Raw genomic sequence first — 22,024 nt, forward strand, 5'->3', positions numbered from 1 at the left:
TATTGTTAACTTTACCAATATATATACTCCGCTACTTGCGCCTTAGGATTCAAAATTACATCTTTCAATACCCAGTTTTTGAATACCTGATAACCAGTTCTATCAACAATGTATCCTACATGTTCCTTTCCTCCTGGTGCATCTTTGTCTATATAATTATGGACATAGGCATAGGTATTTTTAATGATCTCTAAAACACTAGCTTCATCAATCCACTTGATAAACGGCTGCGCAATTCTAGGGTTCTTTCTTCCCGTTCTTCCCATAATTACAAGCTGATATAATTTATTGGAACTTCTCGTCCAAGCCCCTGTTGGGCACTTTAATACACATTCTCCGCAGCCAATGCATTTATCTGAATGCCTGACTACCTTAAAGTTTTCAAATTTCAAGGCGCCAGCAGATTTTTTTTCACAAGCTTTTACACATGCCTGACATCCAATGCACCGATAGGAATCATACTGTGGCTCGTTCATGCCAATAATGCCAAAATCATTCATTCTTGCCTTAATACAATCATTAGGACAACCAGTAAGAGCAATTTTCACATGATAATCATTAGGAAAAATCACTTTCTCTATCCGTTGAGCAAAAGCACTTGTATCAAAATTAGCAAACTGGCATACCCGACTCCCAATACAGGCCGCAACATTTCTGGTACCTGCTGCAGAATATCCTGCATTAGAATCAGTTTGGTTAACTTCAAGTCCGTCGATTAGACTTTGAATTATGGCATTCACCTCTGCCATTTTTTCAATATCAATACCTGGAATCTCAAAACCTTGTCGCGTTGTTATATGAATGGTACCATTACCAAATGTTTCTGCCACGTACTTAACCGTATCCAGATATTTTGCTGCCATTTCTCCCCCTGGAACCCTAATCCTAATAGCAGTCTTATATCTTTCCTTTGTTATACGAAAGGCATTCTTTTTTAGTATTTTTGTATTTATATCCATACATACTGCTCCTCCTTAATTAATCAATAAAACTTTTAGCTTTCACATAATTAAACACAGGTCCCTCAAGACAAATATAAGTATCGTCAATTTTACAGTGTCCGCATTTGCCAACGCCACAGCACATTTTTCTCTCATAAGACACCCATATATTTTCTTCCCTAATCCCTCTTTTTAAAAATTCTGCCACAGTAAAACGAATCATTACAGGCGGACCTACAACAATCACATTTGCCATTGATTGATTTTCTATGGAGATATCCTGTATATAATTTGTAATAAGACCCGTATTGCCTGTATACGTTTCATCATCTGAACCATCTACTGTTACTATAACATTTATTGTCCTTTGCCACTTCTCAAAGTCAGCTTTATAAAGTATATCTTTAGGTGATTTGAATCCAGCAATCAAGGAAAAGACTGTCACTTCATGAACATTATCAGCAAAGTAATCTACAACGCCTTTGACTGGTGCTAACCCCGTCCCACCAGCAGCAACAATAACTTCCTTCGATTTAAACAAGTCAATGTTAAAACCATTACCATAAGGCCCCCTTAGGAATAGCACCCCACCTTCCTGTAGCTCATGAATCGTATTGGTAACCAGCCCCACTCTGCGAATTGTCAATCCAACATACCCTTCACCAATTTCACTCACAGATATGGGTGCTTCGCCAAATTTAGGAATGGATACTTCAAAAAACTGTCCAGGCTTTACATCACCCTTATACTCCATTAAGAAAGTATAATCAATAGCAGTATGAGGAATTATTTTTATAATTCGGGATTTAAAAGGCAGATACGTATTGCTCATTATTTCTCCTCCACTATGCTCTTAAGTCTATTTGCACAATGCGCAATCGAAATATACTCTGGACATGCATCATCACATCTTCCACACCCGACACACATATGGTAGCCAAAGCGCTTTTTATAATCATGAAACTTATGCATCACTCTAAATCGCATACGATCTCCTTGCTTTTTGCGGAAAGAATGTCCTCCGGCCATATCCGTGAAGCCATCAACCATACAGGAAGACCAAACTCGTCTTCGCTCTCCCATGTTTTTATTTTCTTTATAAAAGATATCTTGCATCGAGAAACAACTACAAGTTGGACATACAAAACTACATCTTCCACAACCGATGCAGCGAGATGAATATTCTTCCCAAAAAACAGATTGTGCCAGCCCTTTTGATAGCTCTTTCGGTATAGACACCTTCGTTTTATTTTGCATGACGAAACGTGGAGAAAGGTCTACTACCTTTTCATCCAGCCGACCCATCTCTTTATTATTAATTCCGACATATACATAATCACCCTCAGGACGTATAAACATATCATATTCATCCGTAATATTGGTTCCCATACTGGCGCAAAAACAGTTTGCAAAACTTTCATAACATTCGATGAGACAAAATCTTACTTTTTTACGAAATACCTTATAGTAAGGATCTTCACATCCATTTCTTAGATAGATATCATCAAGCCTTTTTATGCCATGTATGTCACAACTTCTCAAGAATAGCAGTATTTTTTTATCATGAACCTTGGGTTCTGTCCAATTATCCTCGTTAAAATAAAATAAAGTCTCAGTAATGGGTAGAAGAATTTCTTTAGCAGAAAAATTAGCTTTTATCGTCAGTTCGACTTCTTCCAACTTTGTTATTTTTTGATACCTAACTGAATCCGTATTAGTAAAAGCCCCCTTCCCCAAGAGAGCTACGGGAGCAAAAATTAGATACTCCTTTTCTAGTTCTTTTAAGTACTGGTTAAACCTTATCCCGGTTACTTTATATGCCATTATTTTTTTCCTTTCCTACGTTTGTTTTTTTCTTATGAATCCTGCTTTTACCCTTGCCTCTTATAAGAACCTTATTATTCTATAGTTCTTTTGTGCAATGAATAGATATCAGGCTAATTTTAATATTTAACTACTAAAAAGTAATGTAGGGAATTCCCTCTATTGATAAAGGAAATTCCCTACATTGTTTATTTTAATAAATTTCTATTCCTAGAGATTACACCATTTTAATTATTGGCAAAAAAAGTAACACATTGTTTAGAATGTATCTACCACCAATAATGAGGGTAGATGGCTAAAAGTAATCTAGGGAATTCCCTATTGTTAATTGTTTATTGCTCCTAACTTAGTCTGTAATTCGCTTTTCTCCCGTAATCGCTTGAATCGGCTTAATATCCTGGGTAACTTCTAAAACGCCAGAGAAATTTTCGTCCTTGTCTCTTACCGCAAAATAACGAATATATACGAATTTATCTCCCATCTTGATCCAAAAGTCTTCATTGTCCTTTTTCCCGCTTTTAAAGTCCTCCACTATTTTTTCTACCACGTAGGCACTCGCTGGAGGATGGCAGTTTTCTACCTTACGACCTATAATCGTACGGGTGCGTGGGAAAATTCGATCCTTGGTCGTAGAGAAAAACTTAACGACTCCATTTTTATCAACAAAAGTGATATCAACTGGTAAATGCCGATAAATCAATTCAATTTCTTGGGGTGATAAAAAACCAGTGTCAAACTTAACATGGCCGCTTGTATTATTTTCATTGAGTGGATTTATAACGTCTTCCTTCACATCCTCCCGATATGGTTTCCAGCCATACTGAGGTTCCACTAAGCAATAACCAATTTCATCACTGTCGAGTAGAGCACGGTACCATTCATCTTCTGATAGTGTTTCCATCGCCATTGGCAGGAATATTTTTTCTTCTTTAAAAATCATTTCCTCAACTTGTACTAATGTTTCTTCCGTTTTAGCAATTAACTCCTCTTTTATAGGTGATTGATAAGCAACAGCCAAGCTTTTTGCTTCTTTTAACAAGTTTCTGATTTTATCGTCGACGCCCCACATGACTTTAGGTGGCCCAGTAATTTCATACTTCTCCAAAAAAGGAAATATAAGATCCTCTTTTCGCCTATAATGTTTATCAACGTCCCATAGCAAGTTTATTTTTTCAGTCAATTGTAAAGCTAATGTTTTTTCAGCCTGGTTCGACGCCTGCTTTAGTTCGATGAGGATAGGCCTAATTTCCTGATCTATTAGCTTTTGCACTGCTTGATTCTCTGCTATAAAAATTGCTGCTGGATGTCCATGCTCTACCGACAATTCCGGATTTTTCTCTAATGCATCTCGGAAGACCGCAGCATGAACATCGCAGAGTCGTTGGACTTCTTCCACTGGTAACCCCTCATTAATCAGTCCTTGTTCAATCAAAGAAAGTTCAGATGGATCCATACCTACTGCAATTTTATCAAATTTGTCTTTGACGTCCTGAACTGATTTTCCCTGATGAAGTTCCAAGATTATTTCTTTTAAAGCCTTTTGCCTGTACTCTCGATTATTAATTAGTTCACTCATATATACCTCCCCAGCACTTTACCACCATTGCCATTTACGTTGCTTTATTTGCTTTATTTTAACACTACTTAGCATTTCCACACTTAAATAATTCATACAAAAACTAAACGTGCATATTGCTTTCACTTACATCCAGATCGTTAACCTTTAAATAAAAATAGTTTACAATAATGGTAAAATTATTATAAACTATACATATGGATTTCACACAGCAGGAGGATAGTTTATGAAGTTAACACTTAGAGAAATGATCTTAATTTCTATTTTTGCTGCATTAACTGCAGTAGGTGCATTTATAAGAATTCCTACTCCCCTTGTACCTTTCACATTGCAATTTTTATTTTGCGCTTATTCAGGTGTATTTTTAGGAGGAAGGAAAGGATTCTATTCCCAGATATTATATGTTGGAATTGGTCTAATCGGTATGCCTGTTTTTGCCAGTGGCGGCGGCCCTGCCTATGTACTGCAGCCTACTTTTGGTTATTTGTTAGGTTTTATAGCCTGTTCTTATACCATCGGCCGACTGGTTCAACATTTTTCCACTATAACCTTTATAAAAGTTTATAGTGCAGTCCTCTTAGGATTATTCTTTGTTTATGTTTTTGGCGTAGGATATTTATATCTCATTGTAAATTTTTACTTACATAAACAAATGACACTACAAGCTGCTATCGGAGTGGGTCTTCTCCCTTATATTTCTTCCGATTTAATCTTAAGTGTACTAATCACACTTACCGCCGTTCGTATTATACCGATATTGAGGAAAAGCGGTTATTCTGTATCAACTTTTAATTCAAGATAACTCTATGGTATTTTAGATTCTTAGCTAGCTAGTAAAGAAGCACTTTTTAGCCTTGATTATAATAAAAAATGGCAGGTTACTTAAAATATCCTGCCATTTTTTATCACTTACACCTTGTGGAAATAGGGCATTCAATTAGCCCCTTCCTTACAAATAAATCCCCTGAATTCATAGAGTTTGAATTCAGGGGATTCTATTTGTTCATTCTATTGTTTAAGTTCTCTTTATTTATTAAGTTTCAATAGTTCTTTGACTTTTGCAACCACATGCTCTACAGTAAATCCATACTCTTTAAGTACGATTGATTCCGGCGCTGAGGCACCAAATGTATCAATTCCTAATACACATCCTTGATCGCCAACATAACGTTCCCAACCTAATGTTGATCCCATTTCGATTGCTAGACGAATTTTCACATTAGAAGGAAGCACAGTTTCTTTATATTCCTTCGACTGATGTTCAAATAAGTTCCATGAAGGGAAACTGACTACGGATACAAAAATATTTTCACTTGCAAGCTGGCTCTGAGCCTGCACGGCTAGTTGAACTTCAGATCCTGTTGCCAAGAGTAAAGCACTTGGGGTTTCTGCCCTTGCTTTTGAAATAACATATGCACCTTGTCGTACACCTTTATCTGCAATTTCCTTCGTCCCAGGGATGGTCAGAAGGTCTTGTCTTGATAAGACTAAGGCTGTAGGTTTATCAAGAGATTCTAATGCTATTTTCCATGCTGCTACTGTTTCATTCCCATCTGCCGGGCGAATCAGATTGAGATTGGGCAAGGCTCTTAACGAAGCCAGTTGCTCAATCGGTTCATGGGTAGGCCCATCTTCTCCTACTGCAATACTGTCATGAGTAAACACGTAAGTAACTGGCAGCTTCATTAAGGCCGCCAAACGAATTGCCGGGCGTAAATAGTCCGAGAAAATAAAGAACGTTGCACCATATACTTTTAATCCGCCGTGTAAGGCCATGCCGTTTAAAGCAGCTCCCATGGCAAACTCCCGCACACCAAACCAAATGTTACGTCCACTGTAATCCGTAGAAGAAAAAGGATTTGCATCTTTTATTGTTGTTTTGTTAGAGCTGGCTAAATCGGCTGATCCACCAAAAAGTGCAGGTACTGTTTTAGCAAATGCATTTATCACTTCACCAGAAGAAGAACGGGAAGCAATTTTTTTGCCGTCTTCATATTGTGGCAAATTGCAATCCCAATGATCCGGCAAAAGCCCATTGATAGCACTCTCAAGATTTTTTGCTAACTCTGGATATTGAATGCGATATTTGTCCAATAAAGTATTCCATTTTTCTTCCAAACGAGCTCCCTCTTTAATGACCGTCTCAGAAAAATGTGTATACACTTCATCAGGAACATAAAAATCTTCTTCATAAGACCATTTATACGCTGCTTTGGTTAATTGTACTTCTTCTTTCCCCAGAGGCGATCCATGAGAAGCAGAAGATCCCGCCTTATTGGGTGAGCCAAAGCCAATTGTTGTCTTAACCTCTATTAGCGTAGGACGAAGCGTATCCGCTTTAGCTTTTACTAATGCTTTATCAATATTGGTTAAATCATTGCCATCTTCTACATAAAGCACTTGCCAGCCATAAGCTTTAAAGCGCTTTTGTACATCTTCAGAAAAAGACAAATTTAGTTTTCCATCTAATGAAATGTTATTGGAATCATATAAAACAATAAGACGTCCTAATTTAAGATGCCCTGCAAGAGAAGCTGCTTCTGCTGAAACGCCTTCCATCAAGTCACCATCACCACAAATACTATAGGTGCAGTGATCCACTATTTCGTATTCTGCTTTATTATATTGAGCTGCTAGATGCCGTTCCGCCATCGCCATACCAACTGCCATAGCGATTCCCTGCCCTAAAGGTCCTGTAGTAGCATCTACCCCTGGTGTATGCCCATATTCAGGATGTCCAGGTGTTCTGCTTTGCCATTGACGAAATCTTTTCAAATCTTCGATTGTAAGATCATAACCTGATAAATGCAATAAGCTATACAGCAAGATTGAACCATGGCCTGCAGACAGTACAAAACGATCCCTGTTAAACCATTTTGGATTCTTGGGATTGTGATGCATATGTTTCGTCCAAAGTTGATAGGCCATAGAGGCTGCTCCCATAGGCATTCCCGGATGGCCAGAGTTGGCTTTTTCCACTGCATCAATCGACAAGTTGCGGATTGTATTGATTGCTAATTGATCTATTTTTTTAGATTTCATACATAAAAACTCCTTTCTCTTTCCATGGAATTCAGGTAGAATACAGAAAATTCCTTTAAAGCTGCTGCTTGAAAAAAGCAACAACTTCAAAGGAATTCTTATACTTATATCTTGGGTTTTATATAGGCAGGAACAGAATACGCATATAGCTCTTTCTCTATATCTACATGTCCTGGAACATAGATAAATACAGAATCAGCAATTCGTTGTACATTACCAGATACTACATAGCATACTCCATTCATGAAATCTTTAATAGCATGCTGCATATCCAGATCTACACCTGAAAAATTAATTACTACTGCCACATTTTCCTTCAGATGATTTGCATATATGCACACATCATCATATGTTACTGGTGAAGCCACTACTACTTTTAAAGACATCGATTCACTGGTATGAACCTGTAAATTCATCGACTTTCGAGCACGAGCTGCATCCATTTCCGATACAATACTCCCTCCAGCAGCCACTTCCTCCAGTGGCATCAAATAATTTGTCAGCTTATCGATTAAACTAAGCCCCATTATTCTTGCCCTCCAGACATTTTCCAAATAAATTTAACTAATATTTCCATTATAATTTAATCATTCGACACGTTATTAATAAATCCCTGCATATCAATCATATTTTTTATATTTTTTTATAAGATTATGCGTAAAGATTAGAAAAAAGACGCCCCAAGGGGCGCCCATGTTTATATCTTAGCCATTTTTACGTTCTCTGCCACGTAATGTACGGCTTAAAATTGCTTTACGCAGACGAATGCTCTTAGGAGTCACCTCTACCAATTCATCTTTATTAATATATTCTAATGCTTGTTCTAAACTTAATATTCGAGGTGCAGTTAAACGCAACGCTTCATCAGAAGCACTTGTCCGCATATTGGTAACATTTTTCTTTTTGCATGGATTAACATCCATATCCATTTCTCTAGTGTTTTCACCAATGATACTACCCTCATATACTGTTTGTCCTGGTACAATAAATAAGGTTCCTCTTTCTTGCACACCAAAGATACCATAACCGGTTGTTTCACCTGCTTCAAAAGCAACTAAAGCACCGCGACTGCGTCCTGGTATATCGCCTTTATATGGTGCATAGCCATGGAATAAGTGATGCATAATGCCATTGCCTTTGGTACTAGTTAAGAATTCAGAACGGAAACCAATCAATCCACGAGCAGGAATCACAAATTCCATACGAAGATAGCCAGCGATCTCTGTCATATTCACTAAGTCAGCTTTGCGAGTACCCAGTTTTTCCATAACAGCTCCCATAAATTCTTGAGGAACATCAATGGTTAAAGCCTCCATTGGCTCACACCGCTGTCCATTAATGGTTTTGTAAATAACTTCCGGTTTACCAACCTGGAATTCAAAACCTTCACGGCGCATGGTTTCAATTAAAATTGACAAATGCAATTCACCACGACCCGATACTTCAAATGTATCTGCACTTTCTGTTTCCCGAACTTTTAAGCTTACATTGGTTTCTACTTCGCGGAATAGTCGATCACGCAAATGTCTCGTAGTGATGAATTGACCTTCACGTCCAGCAAGAGGACTATTGTTAACACTAAAGGTCATAGCCAATGTTGGCTCATCAATATCAATAGTTGGTAATGCTTCTGGATTTTCCGTATCGGCAATGGTCTCACCAATATTTACATCATCCAGTCCAGTAATCGCAACGATATCACCTAACGCTACATCTTGGACTTCAGTACGTTTTAAACCTTGATAGGTATATAAGCGGCCCAGTTTCGCCTTCTTCTGAATTTCACCATTTAACACTAAAACCTGTTGTCCATTCGTAGCTTTACCACGAATAACACGTCCGATAGCAATACGTCCTACATAATCATCATAGTCCAGGGTGGTAACCATGATTTGCAGTGGTCCATCAATTTCTCCTTGAGGAGCAGGAATTTCAGCTACCAATAACTCAAATAAAGGCTGCAGGTTATCACTGTCATCTTCCATCTTCAATTTAGCAATACCAGCTCTGGCTGCCGTATAAACAATCTTAAACTCTAATTGTTCATCTGTAGCATCTAGTTCCATAAATAATTCAAACACTTCATCGGCAACGTCCTTTACTCGCTGATCTGGACGGTCAATTTTGTTGATAACAACAATCGGTTTTAATTTTTGCTCTAAGGCTTTTTTCAAAACATATTTAGTCTGAGGCATAGGACCTTCAAAAGAGTCTACTAGTAATAGAACTCCGTCCACCATATTGAGTACTCGCTCTACCTCACCGCCAAAGTCCGCATGTCCTGGAGTATCCACAATATTAATTTTTACACCATCATGCATAATAGCAGTATTTTTTGACAGGATGGTAATACCCCGTTCACGTTCCAGATCGTTAGAATCCATAACCCGTTCAGCCACAGTTTCATTGGCACGGAATACCCCGCTTTGTCTTAGCATTGCGTCTACCAGAGTCGTTTTACCATGGTCAACGTGCGCAATAATGGCAACGTTGCGTAAATCAGTACGTTTCATAAATTAAGCCCTCCTACAAAGTCAACAAAGAAAGGATGCGTTTTACTGCACCCTTTTATTTTCGCATACAAACCACTATATTATACTGTCGTCTTGCTGTCAATTATAAATATTAAAAATTACCAATATATTTTAGATTATAGGATGATTTTTTCCTTCCTATACACCTTTTTTCAATTTATTAATGTAGACTTGCATTTTTTCTAAGTTGCGCATAATATCTCCCATCTTCTGATTGTCAGCGCTACCTAATTGTTCAAGATGTCTCCGGTATTCGCCATACTCTTTGTCCAATAGTTCTAAATGCTCATGCAACTGTCTTATAGCCGGATCTATTACTTCGGCCTGCTCTATGTTCCAATCTAATCCATTTAAGAGCGCCGAATCGCCAAAATTTGGAATATAAGTGGAAACATCTAACTTGTCTTTGATTAGCTGCGCAAAGGGTTCTGATGCTTCCACCTCTCCATGTACTAAAAAAATGTTGGTAGGTTTTCTTTTATAATAGGTTAACCATGTTAACAACTGTTCTTGATCAGCATGTGCCGAGAAACCATCCAGGCTATATATGGTCGCTCTTACACTAATTTCTTCTCCCATGATTTTCACCTTGCTTGCACCTTCTACCAAACGGCGCCCTAGACTGCCTTGCGCCTGATAACCGACGAACAATATACTCGATTCTGGACGCCACAAATTATGTTTTAGGTGATGAAGAATCCTACCAGCATCAGCCATCCCACTGGCAGAAATAATAATTACAGGTTCATTTAAGCTATTGAGTGCTTTTGATTCATCAGCAGTTTTTGTGAAACGCAGCTGAGGCATTTGTAAAGGATTATTTTTGGTACTTTCTAGCATTCCTTTGGCTTCTGCATCAAAATCCTGAGTATTACGCATGAAGATATCAGTAGCAGATATAGCTAGAGGACTATCGATAATCACTGGTATATTAGGAATCTTTCCTGCTTTCAAAAGATTATGCAAATAATACAGCATGGTTTGAGTACGGCCTACAGCAAAAGAAGGAATAATGATGTTTCCTCCGCGAGCCACACTGGCATTAATAATGGTTGCCAAATGTTCTTCTTTGTCATACTCTTCATGCAAGCGATTACCATAGGTAGATTCGACAATCACATAATCGGCCTCATCAATGAAGGTAGGATCTTTTATGATAGGCTGATTTGGTTGTCCTAAATCACCAGAAAAAACTAATTTAGTTGTTTTTCCTTCTTCATTCACCATGACCTCCAACATAGCTGAACCTAAGATATGTCCTGCATCACGAAAACGTACAACAACATTTGGCGACAAGGTCACTTCTTTGTCATAATCTACTGGCGAGAAATGCTCTAGAGTAGCATAAGCGTCCTCAATCGTATATAAGGGCTCTACAGGTTTCCTGCCTGCACGCTTCCCTTTCCGATTGGCAATTTCAGCATCAAAGCCTTGAATATGGGCACTATCAGGCAGCATAATCCCACAAAGCTCATGTGTTACTCTGGTGGCATAAATTGGACCTTTAAAGCCAGATTTGCATAGTTTAGGCAATAGTCCGCTATGGTCAATATGCGCATGAGTTAGCAATACGCAATCAATTGCTGTTGGATCATATAGAAAATCACGTCGATTGAAGGCTGTAATCGTTTTTGAACCTTGGAACATTCCACAATCGATTAAAATCTTTTGTGTATCCACTTCTAATAAATAAGACGAGCCAGTTACAATTTTTGCTGCACCTAAGAAAGTTAATTTCATAAGACTCCTCTCCTCTCATTGCTTACTATCTGTATATTTCGACAATTAATATAAAAATCCTTCCCTTTATAGCAAGTAGAAAAGACTTAGACAAAGCTAAGTCTTTTCTACTTGCTATTCTTCACCGATGACCCGCACTTCTGGATGCAGCATGATACCTGAATCCTCATATACACGACGTTGTACTTCTTCAATCAGTAATAATACATCTTCTGCCGTTGCCCCGCCAGCATTAATTACAAAGCCGGCATGCTTCATTGACACTTGGGCCCCTCCTACTTGGAGTCCCTTTAAACCAGCTTTCTCGATAAGCGTCCCTGCAAAATTTCCTGGCGGACGTTTAAAGGTACTGCCAGCACTAGGCATTTCTAAGGGTTGCTTGCTTTCCCGCCTGAACGTATACTCATCCATTTTTTGCGAAATTGCTGGTTTTTCTTGTTTTTGCAGCGTTAATTCTACTTCGCAAACAATGCAGCCATTGTCCTGGAAAATACTATGACGATAGCCGAACTGAATTTGTGCTGGTAAAAAACGTTGAATATTACCATTTCGGCAAACGCCAGACACTGCCGTAACTACTTGACACATTTCACCTGAGTAAGCACCTGCGTTCATAAATACAGCACCGCCAATGCTACCAGGAATGCCAATCGCAAACTCCATTCCACTTAATCCATGTTTAGCAGCATAACAAGAGACATCTGCCAGCATAGCCCCTGCACCGGCAGTAACTAAAGCCCCAGTGTGCCGGATATATGACATTTCACTGCCAAATTTTAAGACCAGACCTTTAATACCTTTATCACGTACTAGAATATTTGAGCCATTGCCGAGTACAGTAACTGGTATGCCATACTGCTTAGTAATAATCATGATGGCAGATATTTCATCCATGGAAGCAGGAAAGACTAAGTAATCGGCTGGACCGCCAATTTTGAAAGTCGTATGCTTTGATAAGGGCTCATTGATCAAAAGGCGGCACTCAGGAATCACTTGCTTTAACTTTAGTAAAAGTTCATCAGACAGATTATTTCTTTTCAAAGAAATCCATTCCTTCAGCTACAGAATCACCCAAAATTTTATAAATATCCGCCACTAGACGTTGAAATTTCATATATGACTGCATAAATGCAGAAGCTTTACTATTTCCAACGATCAGTTGATACATTTGCTGTATTTGCTCTGTTTTTGCTTTGTCTTCTCCCTTGCCGCCCATCATATCGTATTCTAATTCCATCTGCTTGGCAATAAAATCTTTTACCATTTTCTTCGCTTGTTCATCTGTATCAATGATTTTCTTAACTTCCATAAATTCTCTATATTCTGGGGATTCTTTAATTGCTCGCACTAAGTCATGGGTTTTATCGTAAATATTCATATTACTCCTCCTCATTTACACTCTACTAAATACACCCAATACATTATACAATATTCTATCCATAATCGTATAGATCTGAATATTTGATGCCTCATTTTTGCTCTATTAAGGATACATAAAGATCTTGCATCGCTTTTGCATCTGCTGCCTGCGTACCAGCAGACTCACAAATCACTCGAGGTGTAAAACCACGTTTAGCGCAAACAGCAACAAAAGGCTCATAGGGAGGGCCAAATTCATCGGCAAAAGTCCAATGGCGTTTTTCGCCCCCTTTTGTAAACTCAATGGGACTGAAGTGAATATGCAGATTTTTCGCTACTTCTTTTCCTAAAATTTCTCCCACCTTATCAAAAACAGCTTCAAATTCCTCTTCTGTTGTATATTTTCCACCTGTTACTGCATGCAAATGTCCAAAGTCTATAGTAGGTATAAGCCATTCGGATAAAGTACATACAGCAAGAACTTCTTCTAATGAACCCAATTGATTTTGTTTTCCCATGGTCTCTGGACAAAAATAGATGCCCGTTAGTCCTCGCTTATCTACTAATTCCAATAGGGTAAAAAGGGCGCGTTTCACATTTTCCATCGCCACTTTCCGATCTTGCTTACCCAACCCTCCCATATGGAAAACAATACGGTCAGCTCCCATCCAGCGAGCGACTTCTAGGGATTTTAAAAAATGATTTTGTGTATTTCCAATAATTTTTACATCGTCTGTGGACAAACTAATATAATAGGGAGCATGTATACTCAGCTTCACTCCATACTTTGCTGCTTGCTGCCCAATTTTTATGGCTGTTTCCTCTTTTATATTCACGCCGCGAGTACATTGGTATTCATAAGCCGTCAGTTTCAGCGTACCCAGCCATGCTGGTATCTCCACCGATGCTTTATAGCCAGCTGCATAGAAAGCCTCTGGATTGCCTCCTGGTCCAAATTGTGCGCGCATTATGTTTCACCATCTTTTCAATATTTATAGATTCTTATTTTAAACCTACAAATTGCTGCTGTCGAAGAGCCTCATATACCACGATTGCAGCAGAATTTGATAGATTAAGAGATCTAGCATCACTAACCATAGGAATACGAATGCAGCTATCTTTATGTTCTATTAGTAACTGTTCAGGCAAACCAGCCGTTTCCTTGCCAAACACTAAAAAATCATCTGCTTTAAACTGAATATCACTATAATGCTGATCAGCTTTTGTTGTGTTAAAGTAAAAATTATGCTCTTTATATAATTCTATCACTTCAGCAAAATTTTCATGACTATGTACTTTCACTAAATTCCAATAATCCAGGCCAGCTCTTTTCAAATATTTATCTTCAATCGAGAATCCCAAAGGTTTCACTAAATGAAGCTCCGTATTTGTTGCTGCACACAATCGCGCTATATTACCTGTATTTCCAGGAATTTCAGGTTCAACTAATACAATATGCATGATAACACCTCATTTTTATATCATTTCCAAATACTTAATTATTACATATACTTTCACAATTTTAAATAAAGAAATTCATTTGTCTATTATACTTTTTTTCTTTGCAGGAAACACAACCATCATAAATACCATTATGATAATTGTTAAAACAATCCCCGTAGATTGAGCATTTAGTATTCCAATTCCTTTTCCACCATTACCAAATTGCAGGACTACAGTAGTCAAAACTCCAGCAATTGCGCATATAAAGGCAGCTTTAGTAGAAGGTCGCCTTGAAAACAAACCAAATAATAAAGGAGCTGTTAATGACACGGACATCAACGAATAAAAAATAGACAATGCTGTAATGATATTAGGCAATAGTAAAGCAATACTAATACCGAGAATTCCAGCTGCCACCGTAACGATGCGGCTCATTTTCAGTAATTCCTCATCTGAAGTTTCAGGTTTAATAAAGGTTTTATACAAATCTTTCGTAAAAGATGTTGTTATCATATATAGTACTGCGTCTGCAGCACTAACCTCGGCTGAGAAGATGGCTGCCAAAGCAAAGGCAGAAGCCCAAAATGGCATAAATTCTTTCATAACAATCGGCAATGCCAATTCACTCTGCGACAAGTTCGGAAACGCTGCAAAAGCGCACATTCCTAGTATAACAGGGACAATGGCAAAAGCAAATTGCACCAAAGCATTAAGAGCTGTGCCAATTCTTACTGTAGCTACATCACGAGCTCCATATACCTTCCCAATTAAACCTGGAGAAATAAAAAAAGACGGCGTTAACATTAAAAAATAACCAATAATCATAGTAATTCCAATGCCGTCAAAACTCATATAGGCTTCTGCCTTATTTGCATCCGCTATGTTTTGTCCGATTAGTGCAGTAAGCCCTTCCCAACCGCCTATATAATGCAATGCAAAGGGAACGGCTAATAAAAATCCAACAAACTTTACTACGATTTGAATGCTATTTACAAATGTCGCGGCGAGTAGGCCTCCGGCACCAAAATATAAGATAACTACAATAGAGCCAACCAAAATTCCCACTGTTTTACCAGTACCAGCTACAGCGGTCAAAATCCAGGCAATTCCCATTAACTGTCCCGCAAAAATAGCCAGGGTGCCAATAGCCATCATCAATGATATGAATCCTCGAAAATTTCGATTATAACGATAATCCAGATAGTCTCCCAATGTATATAAGTTATATTCTTTTGCCACTCGCCAAATCGCAGGACCAACAATAAAGGCTAATATGACAGAACCTACAGCCGAAGAAGCAATCCACCACCAAGCAGAAATACCAAATTTATAGCCAACTCCAGCTACGCCAACGGTGGAGCCAGCACCAATGTTAGGTGCAATTAATGTAGTAAATAAAAGAGCAGGTCCTAGCTTTCTGCCAGCGACAAAAAAATCAGATGCACCTTTAACGCCCTTAGTGGCAATAAAACCTACAGCAACTAAAATACATGCATATACGATAATAGCTATTAAATACGGGTTCATGTTTACATTCTCCTTTTCAATAACAAATACCTAAAGCTTTGACAATCAAAACTTTAGGCATTATGAACTGCACTAAATATACTATATTATTTCATACAAATCAACATTGTATCTTATTAATACTTGCGATTTATCATACATATCACATTGAATTTGTTTATATCTAATTCATGTTAAAAATAAATCATAAAAACAAGATAACAGTAGAATAATATATATGTAAGTAACATCTCATCATAAGGAGGAAATTTCATGACTGTACAAAAGGACTTGCAAAAAGCTGTCGCTGCAGCAGAATCAGCAAAAGGAACCTATGCAACCTTCGCACAATCAACTGACGATCAAACAGCCAAACAACTTTTTACACAGATGTCACAGGATATGGATCAACATATCAGCCAGCTCAATAGCCGCCTTAACGTCACCGAGCAAAATCAACTAAATAGTCAAGCAGACTAATAAACGATAAGGGGGTAGTAAATGACTGCCCCCTTATCATTTATAAATTTAATCTGTTATGTAGACGTTAGCATACATTCTTTCTAGCAATTATTTTTTTCAATAATCCCCTCACTTAATGCTTTTTCCTCCACTGGAATACGAATTCCTAGAATTAACCAAGCGTTACACAGAGTCGCAAGGGTTGCTGTGATTGCAGCTCCAAATAGTAAGGGCACAACTAGCAATTCTATGGCTACAGCTACATAATTGGGATGTTTTATATATTGGTATGGTCCTTTAGAAATAAGTTTTCGGCCAGGAATGACTAAAACCCGAGTGTTCCAAGCCTTCCCCAGACTAGCAATACACCAATACCTCACTACTTGAGCAATAACAAATAAACTTAGCCATACATACCATAACTCAGTTATGACAACGTTACCTATGCCGCTCTCTACGATCCAACCGATAAACCAGCAGCCATGTAAAATAAAAAATAAAGAGTAATGCTCCTTGCCAAACTCTTGTGCTCCAGCTGCCACTGACCACTTATAGTTATTTTTAGCTATGTATAGCTCTAAAAGGCGCTGACTGATTAGAATACATGCCATTATTAAAACCCATAGGCTCACCATTTGAATAGTACCTGTTCCGCACTAAAACCAGGTCCTAGTGCTAACATAATTCCATATTCATCTTTTGCTGGTGTTTCAGCCATAAATTTTTCTAATACAAATAAAATGGAAGCACTAGACATATTGCCATAATCAATTAGTATCTTATATGCTTGAGATAGCTGATCTTTACTGATATTCAAACTCCCCGAATATGCATCCAATACCTTTGCACCACCAGGATGAACAACATAATGAGCTATTTTTTCTTGCTCGATTCCCCATTTGCCACAAGCCTCTTGTAATAAATCAGGTAAATAGCGGCGTACAATGCTAGGAATATCTCGAGAAAACCGTACCTTAAGACCTGTCTCAACTAGTTCCCATCCCATAATGTCTTCTGAATTGGGAAACAAGGTACTATGATTTCCTAAAATAGCGGGTCCTTCACCATCCATGGTTATTAATACCGCAGCCGCCCCATCAGCAAAAATGCTGGTACCGACTATATTGGATTTAGAGAAATCATTCCTTTGAAAAGTAAGACTGCAAAGTTCTACAGCTACCAACAATATCGATTTGCCTGGCATACTATAAGCAAGTTCATTAGCTCGTGCTAATCCAGCGGCACCTCCCCCGCAGCCAAGTCCCCAAATAGGCAGCCGCCTTGTATGAGGTGATAATCCCAGCCGCTCAATCAGCTTAGCATCTAAGGTAGGAGTCGCAATACCAGTAGAAGTCACAAAGATAACCATACCGATATCCATTGGCTTTATATTCCCTCTCGTCATTGCCTGCAATGCTGCCTTTTCTGCAAGATCAAGGGCTACTTCTTTAAATATTTGATTCGCTTCTGAAAAAGAATGAGGAGCCGCATACCATTCCAGCGGCCGAGATAAGTATCTTACCTTAACGCAGCTATTCTCAAAAATGGGAAGCAGCTTATCAATATGATCTACGTGGGAACGAAACATACTCGCGACAAATTCTTTTATCTCTTTTTGCTCTAAAGCATAATGAGGTACTGCTGTACCGATAGCCTGTATTGTAGGCTTCACCATATTATAATCACCACCAATTGGTATTTTTAATACTACTACACTATTAAGCAATGTATTGAAAAATACCATTTTGGGAAATTATAAGCCGAAACTAATTTAATACATGATAATCGATATAAATTTTTTATTGCATTATCATTTGATGTACATTATAAAATTAACCCCTCTGTTTATTTAAGAGGGGTTAATTACTGCTTACTTTTCTGTGTTTTTTCTTTCTTCTCGATGGCTGGCTGCATAGCGAATCGCAGCAAATTCCGCTAGGTCTTTTTCTACAGTTACCAGATCACTTCGATTTAGCTCCTTAATGCTTTCTTTACCTACAGCTTGTACGGCTAGCTGCATTTCACTCTTACAAGAAGACAGAAAGTTTGCCAGATGATTGGCAGCTGCATCGATGTTAAGTTTATCCGTTAACTTGCCTGTATATAATAACATTTGCGAAGGGGGCGCTTGTGGCAGTGCCTTTGTCATTTGGGTATGTAGCGCAGCCAGTAAAGCAATCGTTCCAATATAAACTGCATCCGCTCCTAGAGCCAGGGCTTTTAGAAAGTGCCCTGGAGTCGTTAATCCACCAGCAATAATCACACTAAAACGATCACGCAAATTATTTTTTACGAGCCAATCGATCGTTCGTACAAGGGTATGAAAGGTCGGCAGCCCCACATTGTCTTGTAAGGTTGGATTCGCAACTGCTGTCCCGCCCTCAGAACCATCTACGACAATATAATCTGCTTTTGTCTGGGCAATAACCGCCAGTTCATATTCAATATAGTCAGTACCAGCTATTTTGACCCCTATAGGAACATCATACTGCGCTTTCATATCATCGATCATCGCAATATAATCTTGTGTCGAATTTTTCCCAGGCATGCGCGCATATACAGTGGCATCTTCTCCTTTTTTTAGCTTCCATGCGTTGCGCAGATGATCATCAATATCTTGAGCCTTCATTGTAGAATCAACCGCACCGCCCCAAGCTCCCTGACCTAATTGAATTTCAATCGCATCCAGCTGCTTTAGCTGCTCTTGACTACTCAATTGACCTCCACGATGGTATTGTCCAATTAAAAATCGAGCTGCTCCCCGTTCTTCCTCAGTAACGGCAGACTCTCCTGTATTAGTTGAGGTTCCGACTATCGTTGCTCCCTTAGCCAAGGCAATTTTTATCGGCAAACTTAGCGACCCGCCATAAGACATTCCTGTAATCATGATAGGCAGTTCAAGCTGCAGAGGCTTTTTAGCCTTTGGTCCAATAACCGTTTTCATGGTAATTTCGGTATAATCAGAAGTAGGTAATTCAAACAATTGCTTTGGGTTCAGCAGCAGCTTATCCCATGGAGATAGTACCACCGGACTGCCTAAGGGTCGTGCCAATTCTTTGCCAGCCTCGGCACGCATAGCAGCTTCCATCATGGCTCGCGGTGATAACTTTTCTGCTACTGTAACCATCAAGAAGGGATTGTCCTTATAATCCTCCGTAAGCATCTTTGCCATTACTTCATCCATTGAGGGATCTATGAGTTTCATCATCATCCAGCTTAATAACATCGTAACACCTCCAATATTTAGTATGTATATTTAAGACCTATATTATAACTGAACTGCTTTAAAAACTTTATCGTAGTAAACAAAAAACGAGAGGGTGGAAATTGATTGCCACCCTCTCGTTCTTTTTTAGTTATATTCTTCATCATCAGGACGTTTGTACTTATATTTACAGGGTTTTTTATCCTCATCATCTTCATCCACACATATATTGGGTCCTAGACCAGTAACATCAGAAAAGTTATGACAGTGACCATCATTCATGCTTGTACGGCCTTCATAATAATGAGTATGAGAGCCATCCGGCATGGCGACTGCCCGGTCTGTCATAATATCTACCCAATGCCAGTGCCCTCTAGAATTCTCGGCCGCAAAAGATGTTCTCGTACGAATTTGATGAACATGAGACCGTCCTTCCACCCTAGCAGGTCCAGTAACACCTAAAAACATATGCTGATGATCATCTGAAACATCTGTTTCCGTAGTGTACACATGTACATGGACATTATCCATATTATCTTCATTGTTGCCTGTTATATATTTGTCTTCATGGTCCATCATATATTTTCGCTCTTCATCGTTAAGCATTCTCCCCACACCTCCTATAATTTCCATAGTATTATATGCGGAATATTTTTATTTGTGCTCTTTAAGAGCTTCACATATCAAAACTATCTGTCAATACGTTAGATTCTCGCAGTGTGAAGCATCCAAAGGATAATTATTGGGATGCGATTTTCTCATATAATAACAATAACTTTTCTTTAAAACTATATATTCTTGCTGAAAAGTATTATATAATGATAGTCAAAATTAAAAAAATGTATTGATGTAAAGCCGATGAGCAAAGTAAGAATTTGTCATCTGCAAATATAACGATTGATTTATATCGTAAGAAGTATTACAAGGAGGCCATTTAATTGATTTCTAATAAAGAACGAACACCCGATGATTTTATTAATGACGAGGTAATTCTTCAATTACTCCGCGAAGCAAAAACAAAATCTCAGGATAAAAAACTCGTTAACAGTATTATTGCGAAAGCCAACCAATACCAAGGTTTATCAGCATCTGAAGTAGCCATTCTTTTAGAAGTGACTGATCCAGACGTATTGGAATCCATGTACACTGTTGCTGCTGATATAAAACAAAAAATTTATGGCACACGTATTGTATTATTTGCACCACTTTATATCTCCAGCCACTGTATCAACGATTGTTCGTATTGCGGCTACCGCAGCGGCAATCCAAGCCAAGTACGCCGTCATCTATCCATGGCTGAAGTAAAACAAGAGGTAGAGATCATTCAATCCTTAGGTCACAAGCGCTTAGTGTTGGAAGCTGGCGAAGATCAAGACAACTGTTCCATCGACTATGTTGTCGATACCATTAAAGAAATTTATAATGTGAAAAATAAAAACGGCAGCATACGCCGTGTTAATATTAACGTTGCCGCTACCACCATTGACGAATACAAAAAATTACAACAAGCCGAGATTGGCACCTATATTTTATTTCAAGAAACCTACCACCGTCCAACCTATGAGATGCTGCATCCTTCTGGACCCAAAAAAGATTATAACTGGCATACCACTGCCATGGATAGAGCCATGCAGGCAGGCATTGATGACGTTGGTATCGGGGTACTTTATGGACTCTATGATTATAAATATGACACGATTGCTATGTTTTTACATGCCGAGCACTTAGAAAAAGCCTTTGGTGTCGGGCCTCATACTATCTCAGTACCCCGCCTCAGACCAGCTGACAGTATTAACCTCGAAACCTTTCCGCATCTTGTGAATGATGAAGACTTTAAAAAAATCATTGCTATAATTCGCTTAGCAGTACCTTATACAGGAATTATTTTATCAACCAGAGAGCATCCTGAGTTACGAGACAAGCTTCTTACTTATGGTGTTTCACAAATTAGTGCCGGTTCCTGTACAGGTGTAGGCGGTTATCAAGAAACCCAAGAAGATTCTGTCACAGCAAAGGGAGCGATGCAGTTTGAAACAGGGGACAATCGTTCTCCAGAAGAAATTATCTCTATGCTATGCGAAAAAAACTATATACCCAGCTATTGTACAGCTTGTTATCGTCAGGGACGCACAGGTGATCGCTTTATGAGTCTTGCTAAAAGTGGTGAAATACAAAATGTTTGCTTGCCTAATGCTTTATTGACTTTTAAAGAGTATCTGCTTGACTATGGTGATGATGCGCTAAAAAAAGTAGGCGAAACTATGATTACTAAAAACCTTGCTTCGATACCACAGGAAAGTGTCCGCACTAAAACCATCAAACGTCTAAAAGAAATTGAAAATGGTGCCCGTGATTTATACTTCTAGATCATGACAATTTTCAAAAAAGGTTA

Annotated in this window: 20 protein-coding genes; 3 read left to right on the forward strand and 17 right to left on the reverse strand. The window is 38.5% G+C overall.

Translation table 11 applies throughout. The annotated features are described in order from the left end of the window. Window positions 1-11 precede the first annotated feature (11 nt). From asrC to JBW_RS13865, 4 genes are all read right to left on the reverse strand, one after another. On the reverse strand, window positions 12-959 hold the full coding sequence (asrC, locus tag JBW_RS13850; protein ID WP_007953873.1) for a sulfite reductase subunit C: 948 nt from the start codon (window positions 957-959) through the stop codon (window positions 12-14). A gap of 19 nt (window positions 960-978) precedes the next feature. Next, on the reverse strand, window positions 979-1,773 hold the full coding sequence (asrB, locus tag JBW_RS13855; protein ID WP_007935467.1) for an anaerobic sulfite reductase subunit AsrB: 795 nt from the start codon (window positions 1,771-1,773) through the stop codon (window positions 979-981). After that, window positions 1,773-2,765, reverse strand: a complete 993-nt coding sequence (asrA, locus tag JBW_RS13860) for an anaerobic sulfite reductase subunit AsrA (RefSeq protein WP_007953871.1) — start codon at window positions 2,763-2,765, stop codon at window positions 1,773-1,775. The genes asrB and asrA overlap by 1 nt, the downstream gene beginning before the upstream one ends. Window positions 2,766-3,111: 346 nt before the next feature. Next, window positions 3,112-4,341 carry a DUF438 domain-containing protein gene (locus tag JBW_RS13865; protein WP_007953869.1) on the reverse strand — a complete coding sequence of 410 codons (1,230 nt, stop codon included), beginning with the start codon at window positions 4,339-4,341 and terminating at the stop codon, window positions 3,112-3,114. A 226-nt stretch (window positions 4,342-4,567) separates the two neighbouring features. Here JBW_RS13865 and JBW_RS13870 point away from each other — a divergent pair, with 226 nt between their 5' ends. After that, entirely contained in the window at window positions 4,568-5,143 is a 576-nt protein-coding gene (locus tag JBW_RS13870; RefSeq protein ID WP_007953860.1) for a biotin transporter BioY, read from the forward strand. 224 nt (window positions 5,144-5,367) lie between these two features. Here the strand turns inward: JBW_RS13870 and tkt are convergent, their stop codons facing one another. From tkt to JBW_RS13915, 9 genes are all read right to left on the reverse strand, one after another. Further along, window positions 5,368-7,383 carry a transketolase gene (gene tkt / locus JBW_RS13875; protein WP_007953853.1) on the reverse strand — a complete coding sequence of 672 codons (2,016 nt, stop codon included), beginning with the start codon at window positions 7,381-7,383 and terminating at the stop codon, window positions 5,368-5,370. 104 nt (window positions 7,384-7,487) lie between these two features. Then, window positions 7,488-7,910 (reverse strand): cell division protein SepF, encoded by a 423-nt coding sequence (locus tag JBW_RS13880; protein WP_007953850.1) that lies wholly within the window; start codon window positions 7,908-7,910, stop codon window positions 7,488-7,490. A 177-nt stretch (window positions 7,911-8,087) separates the two neighbouring features. Continuing rightward, complete coding sequence (gene typA / locus JBW_RS13885) at window positions 8,088-9,896, reverse strand: translational GTPase TypA (protein ID WP_007953848.1); 1,809 nt, start codon at window positions 9,894-9,896, stop codon at window positions 8,088-8,090. A 159-nt stretch (window positions 9,897-10,055) separates the two neighbouring features. After that, window positions 10,056-11,657 (reverse strand): MBL fold metallo-hydrolase RNA specificity domain-containing protein, encoded by a 1,602-nt coding sequence (locus JBW_RS13890; RefSeq protein WP_007953847.1) that lies wholly within the window; start codon window positions 11,655-11,657, stop codon window positions 10,056-10,058. A 114-nt stretch (window positions 11,658-11,771) separates the two neighbouring features. Continuing rightward, window positions 11,772-12,698 carry a UDP-N-acetylmuramate dehydrogenase gene (gene murB / locus JBW_RS13895; protein WP_007953846.1) on the reverse strand — a complete coding sequence of 309 codons (927 nt, stop codon included), beginning with the start codon at window positions 12,696-12,698 and terminating at the stop codon, window positions 11,772-11,774. Then, window positions 12,685-13,035 (reverse strand): YlbF family regulator, encoded by a 351-nt coding sequence (locus JBW_RS13900; protein WP_007953845.1) that lies wholly within the window; start codon window positions 13,033-13,035, stop codon window positions 12,685-12,687. Before JBW_RS13900 ends, murB begins: the two co-directional genes overlap by 14 nt. A 91-nt stretch (window positions 13,036-13,126) precedes the next feature. After that, a complete protein-coding gene (locus JBW_RS13905) occupies window positions 13,127-13,984 on the reverse strand; it encodes a TIM barrel protein (RefSeq protein WP_007953844.1) in 858 nt (285 codons plus the stop codon). A 34-nt stretch (window positions 13,985-14,018) separates the two neighbouring features. Continuing rightward, complete coding sequence (gene trmL / locus JBW_RS13910) at window positions 14,019-14,477, reverse strand: tRNA (uridine(34)/cytosine(34)/5-carboxymethylaminomethyluridine(34)-2'-O)-methyltransferase TrmL (protein ID WP_007953842.1); 459 nt, start codon at window positions 14,475-14,477, stop codon at window positions 14,019-14,021. Between the two features lie 75 nt (window positions 14,478-14,552). Beyond that, on the reverse strand, window positions 14,553-15,986 hold the full coding sequence (locus tag JBW_RS13915) for a sodium:solute symporter family protein (RefSeq protein ID WP_007953841.1): 1,434 nt from the start codon (window positions 15,984-15,986) through the stop codon (window positions 14,553-14,555). A 252-nt stretch (window positions 15,987-16,238) separates the two neighbouring features. Between JBW_RS13915 and JBW_RS13920 the strand changes: the two genes are divergently transcribed. Then, window positions 16,239-16,445: a DUF1657 domain-containing protein gene (locus JBW_RS13920; protein WP_007935501.1), complete on the forward strand. Its 207-nt coding sequence runs from the start codon at window positions 16,239-16,241 to the stop codon at window positions 16,443-16,445. 83 nt (window positions 16,446-16,528) lie between these two features. On the opposite strand, the gene JBW_RS13925 is transcribed toward JBW_RS13920, so the two are convergent. From JBW_RS13925 to JBW_RS13940, 4 genes are all read right to left on the reverse strand, one after another. Further along, on the reverse strand, window positions 16,529-17,038 hold the full coding sequence (locus JBW_RS13925; RefSeq protein WP_235333783.1) for an isoprenylcysteine carboxyl methyltransferase family protein: 510 nt from the start codon (window positions 17,036-17,038) through the stop codon (window positions 16,529-16,531). 17 nt (window positions 17,039-17,055) lie between these two features. Next, entirely contained in the window at window positions 17,056-18,153 is a 1,098-nt protein-coding gene (locus JBW_RS13930) for a type III polyketide synthase (protein ID WP_235333784.1), read from the reverse strand. A 144-nt stretch (window positions 18,154-18,297) separates the two neighbouring features. Further along, window positions 18,298-19,653 (reverse strand): FMN-binding glutamate synthase family protein, encoded by a 1,356-nt coding sequence (locus tag JBW_RS13935; protein ID WP_045820621.1) that lies wholly within the window; start codon window positions 19,651-19,653, stop codon window positions 18,298-18,300. Window positions 19,654-19,779: 126 nt separating this feature from the next. Beyond that, window positions 19,780-20,238, reverse strand: coding sequence for a YmaF family protein (locus JBW_RS13940; RefSeq protein WP_007953835.1), 459 nt, complete (start codon window positions 20,236-20,238; stop codon window positions 19,780-19,782). Between the two features lie 332 nt (window positions 20,239-20,570). Between JBW_RS13940 and hydG the strand changes: the two genes are divergently transcribed. Beyond that, window positions 20,571-21,998 (forward strand): [FeFe] hydrogenase H-cluster radical SAM maturase HydG, encoded by a 1,428-nt coding sequence (hydG, locus tag JBW_RS13945; RefSeq protein ID WP_007953833.1) that lies wholly within the window; start codon window positions 20,571-20,573, stop codon window positions 21,996-21,998. Window positions 21,999-22,024: the final 26 nt, after the last annotated feature.

The organism is Pelosinus fermentans JBW45, assembly GCF_000271665.2.
GTDB lineage: Bacteria > Bacillota > Negativicutes > DSM-13327 > DSM-13327 > Pelosinus > Pelosinus baikalensis.

Excerpts from the sequence above, each read along its gene's own strand:
- asrC (WP_007953873.1), bottom strand. The coding sequence starts at position 959 with ATGGATATAAATACAAAAATACTAAAAAAGAATGCCTTTCGTATAACA.
- asrB (WP_007935467.1), bottom strand. The coding sequence starts at position 1,773 with ATGAGCAATACGTATCTGCCTTTTAAATCCCGAATTATAAAAATAATT.
- asrA (WP_007953871.1), bottom strand. The coding sequence starts at position 2,765 with ATGGCATATAAAGTAACCGGGATAAGGTTTAACCAGTACTTAAAAGAA.
- JBW_RS13865 (WP_007953869.1), bottom strand. The coding sequence starts at position 4,341 with ATGAGTGAACTAATTAATAATCGAGAGTACAGGCAAAAGGCTTTAAAA.
- JBW_RS13870 (WP_007953860.1), top strand. The coding sequence starts at position 4,568 with ATGAAGTTAACACTTAGAGAAATGATCTTAATTTCTATTTTTGCTGCA.
- tkt (WP_007953853.1), bottom strand. The coding sequence starts at position 7,383 with ATGAAATCTAAAAAAATAGATCAATTAGCAATCAATACAATCCGCAAC.
- JBW_RS13880 (WP_007953850.1), bottom strand. The coding sequence starts at position 7,910 with ATGGGGCTTAGTTTAATCGATAAGCTGACAAATTATTTGATGCCACTG.
- typA (WP_007953848.1), bottom strand. The coding sequence starts at position 9,896 with ATGAAACGTACTGATTTACGCAACGTTGCCATTATTGCGCACGTTGAC.
- JBW_RS13890 (WP_007953847.1), bottom strand. The coding sequence starts at position 11,657 with ATGAAATTAACTTTCTTAGGTGCAGCAAAAATTGTAACTGGCTCGTCT.
- JBW_RS13900 (WP_007953845.1), bottom strand. The coding sequence starts at position 13,035 with ATGAATATTTACGATAAAACCCATGACTTAGTGCGAGCAATTAAAGAA.
- JBW_RS13905 (WP_007953844.1), bottom strand. The coding sequence starts at position 13,984 with ATGCGCGCACAATTTGGACCAGGAGGCAATCCAGAGGCTTTCTATGCA.
- trmL (WP_007953842.1), bottom strand. The coding sequence starts at position 14,477 with ATGCATATTGTATTAGTTGAACCTGAAATTCCTGGAAATACAGGTAAT.
- JBW_RS13915 (WP_007953841.1), bottom strand. The coding sequence starts at position 15,986 with ATGAACCCGTATTTAATAGCTATTATCGTATATGCATGTATTTTAGTT.
- JBW_RS13920 (WP_007935501.1), top strand. The coding sequence starts at position 16,239 with ATGACTGTACAAAAGGACTTGCAAAAAGCTGTCGCTGCAGCAGAATCA.
- JBW_RS13925 (WP_235333783.1), bottom strand. The coding sequence starts at position 17,038 with ATGGCATGTATTCTAATCAGTCAGCGCCTTTTAGAGCTATACATAGCT.
- JBW_RS13935 (WP_045820621.1), bottom strand. The coding sequence starts at position 19,653 with ATGTTATTAAGCTGGATGATGATGAAACTCATAGATCCCTCAATGGAT.
- JBW_RS13940 (WP_007953835.1), bottom strand. The coding sequence starts at position 20,238 with ATGCTTAACGATGAAGAGCGAAAATATATGATGGACCATGAAGACAAA.